Below are 14,827 nucleotides of genomic sequence, written 5' to 3'. Positions count from 1 at the left end.
AGGACGACGGCACGTGGAATGGGGATCGGTACAGTAGCAGCTTGCCTCCCTCGGCCGGAAGGCGCGGAGACCCGGCGCTCGCCAATCAGTTCGAGAGGCGCAGGGTCAGCGTCTGGCCGGGTTTGAGCGACTGGCCACTTTGCGGGTTCCAGCGCTTCAGGCTGTCGACTCCGACATTGAAGCGCTTGGCGATCTGGTGCAGCGAGTCGCCTTTCTTCACCTTGTAATAGGTTGCCTTCACCGGGCCGCCGGCGGACGCCAGTTGCAAGCCGCCGCCTTGCAGGGCGAGCGTCTGGCCCACCTTGAGGTCCTTGCCGGCGAGCTTGTTCCAGCGTTGCAGGTCCTTCACCTCGACCTTGTTGTCGCGAGCGATCTGCCAGAGGTTGTCACCGTCCTTGACCTGGTAGCTGCGCGCGCTGGCAGCAGGCGCGCTGGCCGCGACGTTGCCGAACAGCGGTACGTCGCCGGTCTGGCCGGGCTCCGCGGGAATGCTCAGCACCTGGCCGACGCTCAGGTGATTGCTGCTCAGCCGGTTGATGTCCTTGATCGTCGCCACCGTCAGCCGGTAGCGGTTGGCGATGCTGTGCAGGCTGTCGCCCGGACGAACCTTGTAATCCTGCCAGTCCACCGGTTCCTGGGCCTTCATCATCGACAGGTTGGCGGCCAGCAGCTCGGCTTTCTCGGTCGGCACCAGCAGCTGCTTCGGACCGTCGCGGGTGATGCCGCGCTTGAACGCCGGGTTGAGCAGCATCAGCTCGTCCGCGTCCAGGTCGGCCATGGCGGCGACCCGCGACAGGTCCATGTTCTGCTTGATCTCGACCGTCTCGAAATAGGGCTCGTTGGCAATCGGGCTGAGGTCCATCCCGTAGGCTTCCGGTGCCAGGACGATCTGCGACAGCGCCAGCAGCTTGGGCACGTACTCCTGGGTTTCCTTGGGCAGCGGCAGGTTCCAGTAGTCGGTCGGCAGGCCGAGTTTCTGGTTGCGCTCGATGGCCCGGCTGACGGTGCCTTCGCCCGCGTTGTAGGCGGCGAGGGCAAGCAGCCAGTCGCCGTTGAACATGTCCTGCAGCTTGCTCAGGTAATCCAGTGCGGCGTTGGTCGAGGCGGTGATGTCGCGGCGGCCGTCGTACCAGCTGGTTTGGCGCAGGTTGTAGTAGCGACCGGTGGCGGGGATGAACTGCCAGATGCCCACGGCGTTGGAACGCGACAGCGCCAGCGGGTTGTAGGCGCTCTCGATCATCGGCAACAGCGCCAGTTCGAGCGGCATGTTGCGCTCTTCCAGGCGTTCGACGACGTAGTGGATGTAGAGGCTGCCGCGCTCGCAGCTGCTTTCCAAGAATGAGGGATTGCTGACGAACCACAGGCGCTGGCGTTCGATGCGCGGGTTCAGGCCGATCTCGCCCTGCAGCGCATAACCGCTACGCATCCGCTCCCAGATGTCCTGCGGCGGCTGAGGCGCCGGCGTTTGGTTCAACCACTCGGTGCGCTGCTGAGGCATTCCGACGGCGGTGTCGGTGCTCCGCCCAAGCTGTTCAGGAGTCTGCTGTGCGAGGTTCTGGCAACCGCCGAGAATCAGAGCGAAGACCAGCGGGGACAGTCTCGAAAGGCGCGCCAAGGTGTCCGGGGCTGAGGTCTTGCGGTCGGTTGGCGGCATCGGGCGGGGTGCTTGTCCAGGCGAAAAGGTCGGGCGATTCTAGGAACCGCCCTCCGGGTGGTCAAGTTTTCACCAACCCCTCCGTCCGCATTCCAGACCTCAGAAACTGTTTTTCCAACTGCGCAGTGCGGCGAAGGATTCACACGAAGTGCGTGCTTGAGGGCCGCAGCGCTGGTCCAGCGTCTTTTCGACGCTGGCCTCGCCGCAACGCAGAAAAGGATTGGTCTGCCGCTCCAGACCGATCTGCGACGGCAGACTGATGCGTCCCTCCGCGCGCCATTGCGTGACCTGCGCCACGCGAGCGGCGATCTGCGGGTTCTCCGGTTCCACGGCTGCGGCGAAACGCAGGTTGCTCAGGGTGTACTCGTGGGCGCAGTAGACCTGGGTGGCGTCCGGCAGCGCGGCGAGCCTGTTCAGCGAATCGAACATCTGCCGGGGCGTTCCCTCGAACAGTCGACCGCAACCGGCGGCGAACAGGGTGTCGCCGCAGAACAGCCAGGGCAGGGCATCATCATGGAAGTAGGCGATGTGGCCGAGGGTATGACCGGGGACGTCGATCACCTCGAAGTCCAAGCCAAGCACTTGGATACGCTGGCCGTCGCCCAGCGCCTGATCGAGGGCCGGAATGCTCTCCTGCGACGGGCCGAAGACCCGCGCGCCGGTCTTCGCCTTGAGGGCGGCGACCCCGCCGACATGGTCGGCGTGGTGATGAGTGGTCAGAATCGCTTCCAGGGTCCAGCCGGCGTGAGCATCCAGCCAGGCTTGCACGGGGGCGGCGTCGCCCGGATCGACCACCGCGCAGCGGCGGCTTTGGTCGTCCTGCAACAGCCATATATAGTTGTCGGCGAAGGCGGGCAGGGCATCGATACGCAACATGGCTTGGCTCGCTATGCGGATTACAAAGTTGCATCTTAAGCAGGCCCAGGCCTCCTTGCAGGAGAATCGCATGACCGAAAACACCATCGCCCAGGCCGATCCGCAGTGGCAGGCGCTGATTGGCGCCGCCCGCGAGTGGTTCGAGGGCCCGTTCGGGCAGCAACTGCTGGTGGAAGAGCGCCGGGTGCTGGAGGAGGAACTGGCGCGCTACTTCGGCGGTTACCTGGTGCATTACGGTCCGCAGGCCGGACCGCTGCCGGCGGCGAAGCAGATCCAGCGCAGCGTCAGCCTGGGTGCACCGTTTCCCGGCGTGGAGATCGTCTGCGAGGAGCAGGCCTGGCCGCTGGGCGAGCACGCGGCCGACATCGTGGTGCTGCAGCACGGTCTGGACTTCTCGCTTTCGCCCCACGGCCTGCTGCGCGAAGCCGCGCGCAGCGTGCGCCCCGGCGGCCACCTGCTGATCGTCGGAATCAACCCGTGGAGCAGCTGGGGGATGCGTCACCTGTTCGCCCAGGACGCCTTTCGCCAGGCCCGCTGCATCGCCCCGACACGGGTCGGCGACTGGATGAACCTGCTCGGATTCGCGCTGGAGAAACGCCGCTTCGGGTGCTATCGTCCGCCGCTCGCTTCCAGCGCCTGGCAGAACCGCCTGGTTCGTCTGGAACGCTGGGGCGACCGCGGGCACATGCCGGGCCCCGGCTTCTATCTATTGGTGGCGCGCAAGCTGGTCGTCGGTTTGCGCCCCCTGCCGCAGACCCGCCGCGAACCCATGGGCAAGCTGCTGCCGATGCCGGTGGCGAAGGTCAGCCGGCGCGATTCCGAGCAATGAAATGACTGAACAGACCACGATCTATACCGATGGCGCCTGCAAGGGCAATCCCGGCCCCGGCGGCTGGGGCGCGTTGCTGGTGTACAAGGGCGTCGAGCGCGAGCTCTGGGGCGGCGAGCCCGATACCACCAACAATCGCATGGAACTCACCGCGGCGATCCGCGGCCTGGCCGAGCTCAAGCGTCCGTGCGACGTGTTGCTGGTGACCGACTCCGAATACGTCATGCGCGGCATCCAGGAATGGTTGCCGAACTGGAAGAAACGCGGCTGGAAGACCGCCGCCAAGCAGCCGGTGAAGAACGCCGATCTGTGGCAGCAGCTGGACGAGCAGGTCGCCCGGCACAACGTGAGTTGGCAGTGGGTGCGCGGCCACAACGGCCATCCCGGCAACGAGCATGCCGACATGCTGGCCAACCGCGGCGTCGTCTCGGCGAAACACAGAACCTCCGTCTGACAGGAAGCGCCATGCGTTCAGTTGTACTCGATACCGAAACCACCGGCATGCCGGTCACCGACGGCCACCGCATCATCGAGATCGGTTGCGTCGAAGTGATCGGACGCCGCCTGACCGGGCGGCATTTCCACGTGTATCTCCACCCCGATCGCGAGATCGACGAAGGCGCCATCGCGGTCCACGGCATCACCCTGGATTTCCTCGCCGACAAACCGCGCTTCAAGGATGTCGCCGACGACTTCTTCGAGTTCATCAAAGACGCGCAGTTGATCATCCACAACGCGGCGTTCGACATCGGCTTCATCAACAACGAATTCGCCCTGCTCGGGCAGCGTGAGCGCGCCGACATCAGCGAACACTGCTCGGTGCTCGACACCCTGGCCATGGCGCGGGAACGGCATCCCGGCCAGCGCAACAACCTCGATGCCCTGTGCAAGCGCTATGGCGTGGACAACTCCGGTCGCGACCTGCACGGCGCCTTGCTCGATGCCGAGATTCTCGCCGACGTCTACCTGACCATGACCGGCGGGCAGACCAACCTGTCCCTCGCCGGTGACGGCAGCGAAAGCGAAACCGGTGGCCGCGCCCATCCCATGCCGATCCGACGTCTGGGTGCCGATCGCGCGCTCACCCGGGTGATTCGTGCCAGCGAGGCCGAACTCGCCGCCCATGCGGCGCGGCTCGCGGTCATCGAGAAGTCCGCCGGCGCCCCGGCGCTCTGGACGCAGCTGGAGCAGGCGCCGGCCGAGGCGCTGAGCGAAGCCTGAAACGGCCGCGGCGAGTTATCGCCGCGCGACCTTTTCGTACAGCGGTCGCGGCCGGGGGTTCCTCCCGCCGGGGCGAGCCTCTACCCTGAGGCGACGGGCAGGGCGGACCTGCCGACCTCAGGGCGGTGACATGTACAAAGATCTGAAATTCCCCGTGCTCATCGTGCATCGCGACATCAAGGCCGACACGGTCGCCGGTGAACGCGTGCGCGGTATTGCCCAGGAACTGGCGCAGGACGGGTTCAGCATCCTTTCCACCGCCAGCTCGGCCGAAGGGCGCATCGTCGCGTCGACCCACCACGGCCTGGCCTGCATCCTGGTCGCCGCCGAGGGTGCCGGGGAGAACCAGCGCCTGCTGCAGGACGTCATCGAACTGATCCGCCTGGCCCGCGTGCGCGCCTCGCAACTGCCGATCTTCGCCCTCGGCGAGCAGGTCACCATCGAGAACGCGCCCGCCGAGGCAATGGCGGACCTGAATCACCTGCGCGGGCTGCTCTACCTGTTCGAGGACACCGTGCCGTTTCTCGCCCGGCAGGTCGCGCGGGCCGCGCGCAACTACCTCTCGGGGTTGCTGCCGCCGTTCTTCAAGGCGTTGGTCGAGCACACCGCGCAGTCCAACTACTCCTGGCACACGCCCGGCCATGGCGGTGGCGTGGCCTATCGCAAGAGCCCCGTGGGCCAGGCGTTCCACCAGTTCTTCGGCGAGAACACGTTGCGTTCGGACCTGTCCGTGTCGGTGCCCGAGCTCGGCTCGCTGCTCGACCACACCGGCCCGCTGGCCGAGGCCGAGGCCCGCGCCGCGCGCAATTTCGGCGCCGACCACACCTTCTTCGTGATCAACGGTACCTCGACGGCGAACAAGATCGTCTGGCACAGCATGGTCGGCCGTGACGACCTGGTGCTGGTCGACCGCAACTGCCACAAGTCGATCCTGCACTCCATCATCATGACCGGCGCGGTGCCGCTTTACCTGGTGCCGGAGCGCAACGAGCTGGGCATCATCGGGCCGATCCCGCTGTCCGAATTCAGCCGCGAGTCGATCCAGGCGAAGATCGACGCCAACCCGCTCACTCGCGGCCGGCCGCCGAAGGTCAAGCTCGCGGTGGTCACCAACTCCACCTACGACGGCCTCTGCTACAACGCCGAACTGATCAAGCAGACCCTCGGCGACAGCGTCGAAGTGCTGCATTTCGACGAAGCCTGGTACGCCTACGCCGCGTTCCACGAGTTCTACGCCTGCCGCTATGGCATGGGCACGCGGCGCCATGAACAGGCGCCGCTGGTGTTCACCACACATTCCACGCACAAGCTGCTGGCGGCTTTCAGCCAAGCGTCGATGATCCATGTGCAGGACGGCGGCGTGCGCCAGCTGGACCGCGACCGCTTCAACGAAGCCTTCATGATGCACATCTCCACCTCGCCCCAGTACAGCATCATCGCCTCGCTGGACGTGGCCTCGGCGATGATGGAAGGGCCGGCCGGGCGTTCGCTGATCCAGGAAACCTTCGACGAAGCGCTGAGCTTTCGCCGCGCCCTGGCCAATCTGCAGCAAAGCCTGGGCGAAGACGATTGGTGGTTCAGCATCTGGCAGCCGCCCCTGGCGGAGGGCGCCGACAGCGCCACCACGGCCGACTGGCTGCTGGCGCCGGACGCCGACTGGCATGGCTTCGGCGAGGTTGCCGAGGATTACGTACTGCTCGATCCGATCAAGGTCACCCTGACCACGCCGGGCCTCACCGCCGGCGGGCGCCTGGATGAGCGCGGGATTCCGGCCGCGGTGGTCAGCAAGTTCCTCTGGGAGCGCGGACTGGTGGTGGAGAAGACCGGCCTCTATTCGATGCTGGTGCTGTTCTCGATGGGCATCACCAAGGGCAAGTGGAGCACGCTGGTCACCGAGCTGCTGGAGTTCAAGCGCCATTACGATGCCAACGTGCCGCTCAGCGAAGCCTTGCCTTCGGTCGCGCGCCAGGGCGGCACGCGCTACGCCGGGCTGGGCCTGCGCGATCTCTGCGACGAGTTGCATGGCTGCTACCGGGAAAACCGTACCGCCAAGGCGCAGAAGCGCATGTACACGGTGCTGCCGGAACTGGCGATCAAGCCCGCGGATGCCTACGACAAGCTGGTGCGCGGCGACGTCGAAGTGGTGCCGATCGATCGGCTCGAAGGCCGTATCGCCGCGGTGATGCTGGTGCCGTATCCGCCGGGCATTCCGCTGATCATGCCGGGCGAGCGCTTCACCCCCGCGACCCGCGCGATCATCGACTACCTCGAGTTCGCCGGCACCTTCGACCGCAGCTTCCCCGGCTTCGATTCGGATGTGCACGGTTTGCAGCACGAGGATGGCGAGGCGGGGCGGGTCTACACCGTCGACTGCATCAAGGAATGACGTATCGGGCCGGCGGTGCCGACCTGGCAGGCGCGGCGGGATCGACTTTTGCGAGGCGCTTGTTGTTATAGTTGGCCGGCTACGCCGCCGCGCGCCTCGCCGCGCCCAACTGTCCGTTGTCGAGGATGACAGCCGTGTCCGACTACAAAGCCTTCCGCGTCGAAACCCAGGACAAGATCGCCCACGTGACGATCAACCGCGCGGAAAAAGTTAACGCGATGAACGCCGATTTCTGGACGGAAATCATCGACATCTTCCGCTGGATCGACGAGACCGACGACGTCCGCGTGGTGGTCGTATCCGGTGCCGGCAAGCACTTCTCATCGGGCATCGACCTGGCGATGCTGGCGTCGGTCGGCAGCGAGCTGGGCAAGGACGTCGGCCGCAACGCGCAGGTGCTGCGGCGCAAGATCCTGCAGCTGCAAGCCTCCTTCAACGCCGTGGACCAGTGCAGCAAGCCGGTGCTCGCGGCGATCCAGGGTTACTGCCTGGGAGGCGCCATCGACCTGATCAGCGCTTGCGACATGCGCTACTCGACCACCGATGCGCAGTTCTCCATCAAGGAGATCGACATGGGGATGGCCGCCGATGTCGGCACCCTGCAGCGCCTGCCGCGGATCATCGGCGACGGCATGATGCGCGAACTCGCCTTTACCGGGCGCAGCATCGATGGCGAGGAAGCGCGCCAGTTGGGCCTGGTCAACCGGACCTACGGCGACCAGCAGGCGTTGCTCGACGGGGTTTTCGCCATCGCCCGCGAGATCGCCGCGAAATCCCCGGTGGCCATTCGCGGCACCAAGGAAATGATCCGCTACATGCGCGATCACCGGGTCGACGACGGCCTGGAGTACATCGCGACCTGGAATGCCGCCATGTTGCAGTCGGCCGATCTACGCGTGGCCATGGCCGCGCAGATGACCAAGCAGAAAGCGGACTTCGCCGATTGAATTCGGTTTCGGACAGAGCGCCGGAGGCGCGATAGGCATGGCTGGAGCCACATCCCTCGGCTTGGTGCGCGACGAGCTGTTCGCCACCATGGAGGAGGCCGAGCAGAGCCTCGAGCAGTTCATCACCGAGCGCGAGAACGTCAGCCTGCTGCAACAGGCGATCGAAAGCCTGCAGCAGGTTCGCGGGACGCTCAAGCTGATCGAGCTCACCGGCGCTGAAATGCTCGCCCAGGAGATTCAGCAGCAGGCGACCGACATTCCCGCGGGCGCCAGCGAGGTGCGCGACATCCAGTTGGCTGCGCTCAGCACCGCACTCTTCGTGCTGCGCCGCTACCTGGAGAACCTGGATGCGCACCGCGAGGAAATGCCGGAAGTCCTGCTGCCGGCGATCAACGATCTGCGCAAGGCCGGCAACCAGCCGCCGCTGCCGGAGAGTTTCTTTTTCAGTGTCCGCCTCGACCAGCCGCGTCCGCTGCGCGATGGGACAACCGGCGAAACGGTCGACCTGGCGGCCGAGGGTCGCCGGCTGCGGCAGATGTATCAGGTCGGGTTGCTTGGTTTCATCCGCGAGCAGAGTTCGGCCTCCAGCCTGCGCCTGATGCTGCGCGCGCTGACGCGACTCGACGGGCTGCTCGGCGACGATCCGCGTTCGCGACTTTGCTGGATCGCTGCGGCCGCGATCGAAGCCCAGATTGACGGCCAGCTGTTGCCGCGCAAATCCCGCAAACAGCTGTTCGCCCGCATCGATCGCGAACTGCGCCAGTTGCTCGCCGCGCCCGATTACGAGGCGCCGCGCCTGTTGCTCAAGGAGATGCTCTACCTGGTCGCGCTGGCCGACACCCATGGTCCGCTGGCCGAACCGCTGCGCGAGATCTTCAGCCTCACCGCGCTGCCGTTCACCGACCACCTTCTCGAAGAGGAATACCAGCGCCTCACCGGCCCCGGCCAGGCGGTGATGCGATCGCTGTCTTCGGCGATCGGCGAGGAGCTCGCCAGCGTCAAGGACCTGCTCGACCTCATCGAGCGGGGCGCCGCCGACGAAGAGAGCCTGGGCAACCTGCACGCGCTGCTCGGCAAGTTGTCCAAGACCCTGGCGATGGTTGGCCTGACCTCCGCGGGCAACGCGCTGCAGACGCAACTGGCCGAGGTTTCTTCCTGGGTCGACCAGAATCCCGTTCCGGCCAATGCGCTGCATGGTCTGGCCGATGCGGTGTTGTACGTGGAAGGCATGGTTGCCAGTCTCGACCGCGGCGAGCGGCGCGAAGCCCGGCCACGAGCCGTTCCCGGGGCCGACGCGCAGTCCTTCGCCATTCACCAGCTCGCGGAAGCGCGCATCCTGGTGATCGACGAAGCGCAGGTGTGCCTCGCGCTGGCCAAGCGGGCGATCACCGCCTACCTGGAATCCGAAGGAGACAAGATGCATCTGCTCAACGTCCCTGGAACGCTGCAAACCGCCCGCGGTGGATTGTGGTTCCTCGATCAGCCGCGAGCGGCGGCGATGATCGGCGCCTGCGCCGACTACATCCAGCGGCAGATGCTCGAAGCACCCGCGCGACCGTCGGAACAGATGCTGGAAACCCTCGCGGATGCCCTCGCCAGTCTCGAGTACTACCTGGAAGCGGGCACGCTGCTGCCCGATGAGCATTCAGGGGTGCTCGACCTCGCCGCCGATAGCGTTCGCGCCCTCGGCATGCCGGTGGCTGCCTGATGGGTAGCCGCTGGTGTGCCGGGTTGGTGGATGCCGGAGTCCCCGGTGGATGGGCGCTGGCCGCATCGCCCGATGGCTTTCTCTCGGACGCCAACGGCGTGCTGTTCCCCCGTGAATGGCTGAAGCGCCAGGAGCTGGCCAGGTTCGATGAGCACGGGATCGGTCAGTTCGACGGGCAACCCGTGTTCCTGCTGCAGGCGGACCAGCCGTTCGAGCTGCCTGGCGCGCACTGGCAGGGCTTGCGCCAGCTCATGATGCAAAGCGATGCCGAGCAGTTCCAGATGCTTGCCTACGCCAGCCAGATCGGCACCTGGGCCAGCCAGCACCGTTTCTGCGGTCGGTGTGGTGCGCGGATGCAGCGGCACGCCGGCGAGCGCGCGATGCATTGCGTGGAGTGCGGGTTGCACCAGTACCCACGGATTTCGCCCAGCATGATCGTGCTGGTCACCCGAGGGGATGAGGTCCTGCTGGCACGCTCGCCACGCTTCGTCAGTGGTGTCTACAGCACGCTGGCAGGTTTCGTCGAGCCGGGCGAGACGGTGGAGCAGTGCGTGGTGCGCGAAGTGCGCGAGGAAGTTGCGGTGGAGGTACGTAACCTGCAGTACCTCGGCAGCCAGAGCTGGCCGTTCCCGCATTCGCTGATGCTCGGCTTTCATGCCGAGTACGCCGGTGGCGACATCGTCCCGCAACCTGGCGAGATCGAGGATGCGCAGTGGTTCAACCTGAACGACCTGCCACCGCTGCCCAACGCGAAGTCCATCGCGCGGTATCTGATCGATCTCTATGCGGCTCGCCGCTCAGGCGGCGCCGATCCAGTGCTGCCAGACTAGCCGCGCCGTCAACGCCAGCACCACAAGGATGAACACCGGGCGGATGAATCGGGCGCCGCCCTTGATAGCGGTGCGCGCCCCGATGAACGCGCCGAGCATCAACGCCAGGCCCATGCCGAGCCCGAGCGCCCAGGCCACCTGACCGGAACAGATGAACACCGCGAGCGCCGTGGCGTTGCTCACGAAGTTCATGCTGCGCGCCACGCCGCTGGCACGCAGCAGGTCGAGCGGGTACATCAGCAGGCTGCTGACCGTCCAGAATGCCCCGGTCCCCGGGCCGGCCACGCCATCGTAGAACCCCAGCCCAAGGCCTTGCGGCCATTGCCGTCCCTTGGCGATGGGCGCTGCGCTGCCCTCAAGGGCACCCTCCGGCACCTTGCCGAACAACAGGTACAGCCCGCAGCCGAACACGATCAGCGGAAGCAGTTGATTGAGCCAGCGTGCCGGCACCCAATGGGCGACGATCGCGCCGATCAGCGCGCCGATTGCCGTTGCAAGCAGCGCAATTCGCCATTCCCCCGGATCGAATAGCTTGCGCCGGTAGAAGGTGAAACCGGCCATTCCCGAACCGAAGGTGGCGCACAGCTTGTTGGTGCCCAGGACCAAATGGGGCGGCAGGCCGACGGTGAGCAGCGCCGGCATCGTCAGCAGCCCACCGCCGCCGGCGATCGCATCGATGAATCCGGCGAGGAAGGCGACCAGGGCAAGGATGACCAGGGTGCCGGGATCTACGGCGAGTTCGAAGGGAAATGGCATGGCGTCGAGGTCGGCCGAGTGGCGAAAACAGGCGCGCATGATGCCGCTATTCGACAGGAGAAGGAATCGGCCGCGGCGTATCGCCCGCGTCCGGCTCCCACGCCGGCACTTTGCTTCCGCCGGCGTTGACTAACGCAGGAGTCGAATGTCGTTTACTAGGGAAACTCATGAACAAACCGAACCTGGAACAGAAGGTCTTCCTGGCGCTGCTTTTGGTGGTTTCGCTGGCATTCGCCTGGATCCTGCTGCCGTTCTACGGCGCCGTGTTCTGGGCGGTGATTCTCGCCATCCTCTTCGGCCCGTTGCAGCGGCGCCTGCTCAAGCGCTTCGGCGGGCGACGCAACCTGACGACGCTGACCACGTTGCTGGTGAGCCTGCTGGTGGCGGTGCTGCCGGTGATCATCATCACCGCGCTGCTGGTGCAGGAGGGCGCCACGCTCTACCAGCGGATCGAAAGCGGCGACCTGAACGTCGGTGCCTATGTGGAACAATTCCGCGCGATGCTGCCGCATTTCGTTCAGAACCAGCTGGACCGCTTCGGCCTCAACGACCTCGGCAGCCTGCGTGATCGTCTTTCCAGCGGGGCACTCGCCGGCAGCCAGTTCCTCGCGACCAAGGCCTTCAGTTTCGGCCAGGGCACATTCGAGTTCGTCGTGGGCTTCTTCGTGATGCTCTACCTGCTGTACTTCTTCCTGCGCGATGGCCCGGAGCTGGTTGCCCGCATCCGCCAGGCGATTCCGCTGAGCCAGAACCAGAAGCGCAAGCTGTTCAGCAAATTCACCCGGGTGGCGCGTGCGACGGTGAAGGGCAATATCGTCGTGGCGGCCACCCAGGGTGCGCTGGGCGGATTGATCTTCTGGTTCCTCGACATTCCCAGCCCGCTGCTGTGGGGCGTGCTGATGGCGTTCCTATCGCTGTTGCCGGCGGTAGGGGCGGGCATCATCTGGACACCGGTGGCGATCTATTACCTGCTCAACGATCAGGTGACCCAGGGCGTGCTGCTGACCCTCTACGGCATCTTCGTCATCGGCCTGGTGGACAACATCCTGCGCCCGATCCTGGTCGGCAAGGACACCAAGATGCCGGACTACGTGGTGCTGGTGTCGACGCTGGGCGGACTGTCGCTGTTCGGGCTCAACGGTTTCGTCGTAGGCCCGCTGATCGCGGCGCTGTTCATGTCGGCATGGGGGCTGTTCACCGGGCCAGCCAGCGCGCCGTCGCCGCTGAGCGCCGAAATGCCCGTAGTGCCACCCACGGAGCGACCCGGCTAGTGTCAGTTCCGGGCGATGCCGTGGCGTAGCAGTTTGCGATACAGCGTGTTACGGCTGATGCCCAGGGCCTGGGCGCTGCGAGTCATGTGCCAGTGCTCTCCGTCGAGGGTGGCGAGCAGTACTTCACGCTCGGCTTCGGCCAGCGGGGCGGTGCTGGGCAGCGGTGCGACGGACATTTCCGGTTGCACCGCGCGCAGATCCTCCAGTTCGATGCGTCCGTTCTCGGATAGCGCCACCAGCGCACGCAGCAGGGTGCGCAATTGGCGCACATTGCCCGGCCAGGGCTGTACGAGCAGCGCCTGGAGGGCGTCCGGAGCCAGCTGTAGTGGTTCGCCGGCGGTTTCTTCGCTCAGCAACTGTTCGATCAGTTCGGCCTTGTCGCTGCGCTCACGCAGCGGTGGCAAGCTGATCTGCAGGCCGGCGAGCCGGTAGTAGAGGTCTTCGCGAAACTTCCCCTCGGCGATCATCGCCGGCAAATCGCGGTGGCTCGCACTGACCAGCCTCACGTCCAGCGGCAATGCCTGCGATGCGCCGAGCGGCTGGACCTGGCGGGACTCGAGCACGCGCAGCAGGCGGGTCTGCATGGCCAGCGGCATGTCGCCGATTTCGTCGAGAAAGAGGATGCCCCCGTTGGCCTGCAGGAGCTTGCCGGTCATGCCGTCCTTGTGCGCACCGGTGAAGCTGCCGCCGCGGTAGCCGAACAGCTCGCTCTCGATCAGGCTTTCCGGAATCGCCGCGCAATTAATTGCCACGAACGGCTTGCCGGCGCGCGAACCGTTGCGATGCAACGCGGCGGCGAAGGCATCCTTGCCGGTGCCGGTTTCACCGTGCAGCAGCACCGGTACGTCGCGCTCCAGCACGCGGCTGGCACGTCCGAAGGCTTCACGCAGGCGCGGATCGGCCAGGCAGGGGGCAGCCGCGCCTGATGGAGCCTGGCTGCTTCCTCTGGACGGCCTCGTCGTCGGTGCGGGGCGGGCGAGCTGGCCATGCAGCAAACGTCCATCGCGCGTGCGCAACGCCAGGCAGCCACCGGCGTCGCCGGGTAATGGGTCAAGCAGGCGCTCGACGGACAGCTCGAAGAGATGTTCCAGGGGACGGCCGAGCAGCGCTTCCCGCGTTTCGCCCAACAGGCTCAGCGCCGCTTCGTTGAGCGCCTCGATGTGGCCACGTTCGTCGAAGGCCAGCAGGCCCTCACTGAGCATGCCCAGATACTCGGGCCGCGCATGCAGGCGCAGCAGGCGTCGGCCGTTGCAGGTCTGCACGAAGTAGGCGCCTTCGATCAGCTTGGCGGACAGGCTGGTCAGCGCCATGGTCTGATAGTTGTTGCGCCTGGTCGGCTCGTCGCGGCAGGTGGAAACGTTGAGCACCGCAAGCGGCTCGCCATATGGGTCGAGGATCAGGCTAGCGGAGCAGGTGAGACCGGTATGGCGTCCGTGGAAGTGTGCTTCGCGACGGATCGTCAGCGGCTGGCGCTCCACCAGGCAGGTGCCGACACCGTTGGTGCCTTCGGTCGCCTCGTCCCACACCGCGCCCAGCCATAGGCCTGCGCGTTGGAAGTCGTCGCGCTCGGCGTCCCGGGCCAGGCTATCTATGACCACGCCCTGGGTGTCGGTCAGAAGGATCGCGTGGTCGCTGCCGCCCAGTTGCTGATGCAGGCTGTTCATCTGCCAGCGGGCGATGGCAATGATCCGCTGCAGACGTTCGCGGCATTCGTTCAGCCGCGGACGTTCCATCACGTAAGGCGCGTGCAGGCGGGAAGGATCGAGGTGGTGCTGCTCCAGGCAGCGCCGCCAGGAACGCGCGATGGCCGGGTCGCTGGCTGGCCCCTGGATGGGTGGCAGGCCTTCACCAAAGCGCAGGACCTGCTGCGCGTGCTGATGGATCGTGTTCATTCTTGTTGTTCTCCGAAGCGGTGCCGCAGCGGGTGCCGGCCCAGCATAGGACAAAATGTCGCTCCAGGCATACAGGTCATCGGCGGTACGAGGTGTCACTGGGGGTGTCTCGTATCTGGTACATCGAGGGTGCCCAGGCTCCAATGCGTTAGGCTGCAGGCCGCGCCAGCCGGGGCCTTGCCTCTTCTGGCCTCGCTCTTGCTCATGTTCTTGCGGGTTCCGCCCATGACAACAACAAGATCAGGAGAACACCCATGCGTTACGCAGTCCCCAACACCCCTGGCGCCGTCGTTACCCTCAAACCGCGCTACGGCAACTACATCGGTGGCGAGTTCGTGCCGCCGGTGGAGGGCCAGTACTTCACCAACACCTCGCCGGTGAACGGCTCGGTGATCGGCGAGTTCCCTCGTTCCTCGGCCGCCGACATCGACAAGGGGCTGGACGCCGCGCACGCCGC

The 14,827-nt window shown here is 65.9% G+C and carries 12 protein-coding genes and 1 pseudogene; 9 read left to right on the top strand and 4 right to left on the bottom strand.

What is annotated here, in order from left to right:
- Positions 1–85: 85 nt before the first annotated feature.
- Together B2X67_RS06230 and gloB are read right to left on the bottom strand one after the other, a co-directional pair.
- Positions 86–1,654: a lytic transglycosylase domain-containing protein gene (locus B2X67_RS06230; protein WP_286784962.1), complete on the bottom strand. Its 1,569-nt coding sequence runs from the start codon at positions 1,652–1,654 to the stop codon at positions 86–88.
- Between the two features lie 99 nt (positions 1,655–1,753).
- A complete protein-coding gene (gloB, locus tag B2X67_RS06225) occupies positions 1,754–2,530 on the bottom strand; it encodes a hydroxyacylglutathione hydrolase (RefSeq protein ID WP_286784961.1) in 777 nt (258 codons plus the stop codon).
- 70 nt (positions 2,531–2,600) lie between these two features.
- On the opposite strand from gloB, the gene B2X67_RS06220 reads away from it, so the two are divergent.
- The 7 genes from B2X67_RS06220 to nudC all read left to right on the top strand — a co-directional run bounded on the left by B2X67_RS06220 (position 2,601) and on the right by nudC (position 10,451).
- Positions 2,601–3,359, top strand: coding sequence for a class I SAM-dependent methyltransferase (locus B2X67_RS06220; RefSeq protein WP_286784960.1), 759 nt, complete (start codon positions 2,601–2,603; stop codon positions 3,357–3,359).
- A gap of 1 nt (position 3,360) precedes the next feature.
- On the top strand, positions 3,361–3,813 hold the full coding sequence (gene rnhA, locus B2X67_RS06215; protein ID WP_090230967.1) for a ribonuclease HI: 453 nt from the start codon (positions 3,361–3,363) through the stop codon (positions 3,811–3,813).
- An 11-nt stretch (positions 3,814–3,824) separates the two neighbouring features.
- Positions 3,825–4,580, top strand: coding sequence for a DNA polymerase III subunit epsilon (gene dnaQ / locus B2X67_RS06210; protein WP_286784959.1), 756 nt, complete (start codon positions 3,825–3,827; stop codon positions 4,578–4,580).
- 130 nt (positions 4,581–4,710) lie between these two features.
- A complete protein-coding gene (locus B2X67_RS06205) occupies positions 4,711–6,966 on the top strand; it encodes an arginine/lysine/ornithine decarboxylase (RefSeq protein WP_286784958.1) in 2,256 nt (751 codons plus the stop codon).
- 134 nt (positions 6,967–7,100) lie between these two features.
- Positions 7,101–7,913: a crotonase/enoyl-CoA hydratase family protein gene (locus B2X67_RS06200; protein WP_286784957.1), complete on the top strand. Its 813-nt coding sequence runs from the start codon at positions 7,101–7,103 to the stop codon at positions 7,911–7,913.
- Between the two features lie 37 nt (positions 7,914–7,950).
- Positions 7,951–9,621 (top strand): ferrous iron transporter B, encoded by a 1,671-nt coding sequence (locus tag B2X67_RS06195; protein WP_286784956.1) that lies wholly within the window; start codon positions 7,951–7,953, stop codon positions 9,619–9,621.
- The gene (gene nudC / locus B2X67_RS06190; RefSeq protein ID WP_286784955.1) at positions 9,621–10,451 is read left to right on the top strand and encodes an NAD(+) diphosphatase; all 831 of its coding nucleotides are present in this window, start codon (positions 9,621–9,623) and stop codon (positions 10,449–10,451) included. Before B2X67_RS06195 ends, nudC begins: the two co-directional genes overlap by 1 nt.
- Here the strand turns inward: nudC and B2X67_RS06185 are convergent.
- Positions 10,419–11,207: a TSUP family transporter gene (locus B2X67_RS06185; protein WP_286785019.1), complete on the bottom strand. Its 789-nt coding sequence runs from the start codon at positions 11,205–11,207 to the stop codon at positions 10,419–10,421. The genes nudC and B2X67_RS06185 overlap by 33 nt on opposite strands.
- Positions 11,208–11,374: 167 nt before the next feature.
- On the opposite strand from B2X67_RS06185, the gene B2X67_RS06180 reads away from it, so the two are divergent.
- Positions 11,375–12,478, top strand: coding sequence for an AI-2E family transporter (locus tag B2X67_RS06180; protein WP_286784954.1), 1,104 nt, complete (start codon positions 11,375–11,377; stop codon positions 12,476–12,478).
- A gap of 2 nt (positions 12,479–12,480) precedes the next feature.
- Here the strand turns inward: B2X67_RS06180 and B2X67_RS06175 are convergent, their stop codons facing one another.
- Entirely contained in the window at positions 12,481–14,370 is a 1,890-nt protein-coding gene (locus B2X67_RS06175) for a sigma-54-dependent Fis family transcriptional regulator (RefSeq protein ID WP_286784953.1), read from the bottom strand.
- A gap of 254 nt (positions 14,371–14,624) precedes the next feature.
- Between B2X67_RS06175 and B2X67_RS06170 the strand changes: the two are divergent.
- A pseudogene (locus B2X67_RS06170) lies at positions 14,625–14,827 on the top strand (aldehyde dehydrogenase); the annotation flags it as partial.

Origin of the sequence: Pseudomonas sp. UBA3153 (assembly GCF_002364635.1) — a bacterium.
GTDB classification, from domain to species: Bacteria; Pseudomonadota; Gammaproteobacteria; order Pseudomonadales; family Pseudomonadaceae; genus Pseudomonas_O; species Pseudomonas_O kuykendallii.
Note: the sequence above shows the minus strand (reverse complement) of the source record. Positions and strands in the feature narration are given on the sequence as shown.

Excerpts from the sequence above, each read along its gene's own strand:
- B2X67_RS06230 (WP_286784962.1), bottom strand. The coding sequence starts at position 1,654 with ATGCCGCCAACCGACCGCAAGACCTCAGCCCCGGACACCTTGGCGCGC.
- gloB (WP_286784961.1), bottom strand. The coding sequence starts at position 2,530 with ATGTTGCGTATCGATGCCCTGCCCGCCTTCGCCGACAACTATATATGG.
- B2X67_RS06220 (WP_286784960.1), top strand. The coding sequence starts at position 2,601 with ATGACCGAAAACACCATCGCCCAGGCCGATCCGCAGTGGCAGGCGCTG.
- rnhA (WP_090230967.1), top strand. The coding sequence starts at position 3,361 with ATGACTGAACAGACCACGATCTATACCGATGGCGCCTGCAAGGGCAAT.
- dnaQ (WP_286784959.1), top strand. The coding sequence starts at position 3,825 with ATGCGTTCAGTTGTACTCGATACCGAAACCACCGGCATGCCGGTCACC.
- B2X67_RS06205 (WP_286784958.1), top strand. The coding sequence starts at position 4,711 with ATGTACAAAGATCTGAAATTCCCCGTGCTCATCGTGCATCGCGACATC.
- B2X67_RS06195 (WP_286784956.1), top strand. The coding sequence starts at position 7,951 with ATGGCTGGAGCCACATCCCTCGGCTTGGTGCGCGACGAGCTGTTCGCC.
- nudC (WP_286784955.1), top strand. The coding sequence starts at position 9,621 with ATGGGTAGCCGCTGGTGTGCCGGGTTGGTGGATGCCGGAGTCCCCGGT.
- B2X67_RS06185 (WP_286785019.1), bottom strand. The coding sequence starts at position 11,207 with ATGCCATTTCCCTTCGAACTCGCCGTAGATCCCGGCACCCTGGTCATC.
- B2X67_RS06180 (WP_286784954.1), top strand. The coding sequence starts at position 11,375 with ATGAACAAACCGAACCTGGAACAGAAGGTCTTCCTGGCGCTGCTTTTG.
- B2X67_RS06175 (WP_286784953.1), bottom strand. The coding sequence starts at position 14,370 with ATGAACACGATCCATCAGCACGCGCAGCAGGTCCTGCGCTTTGGTGAA.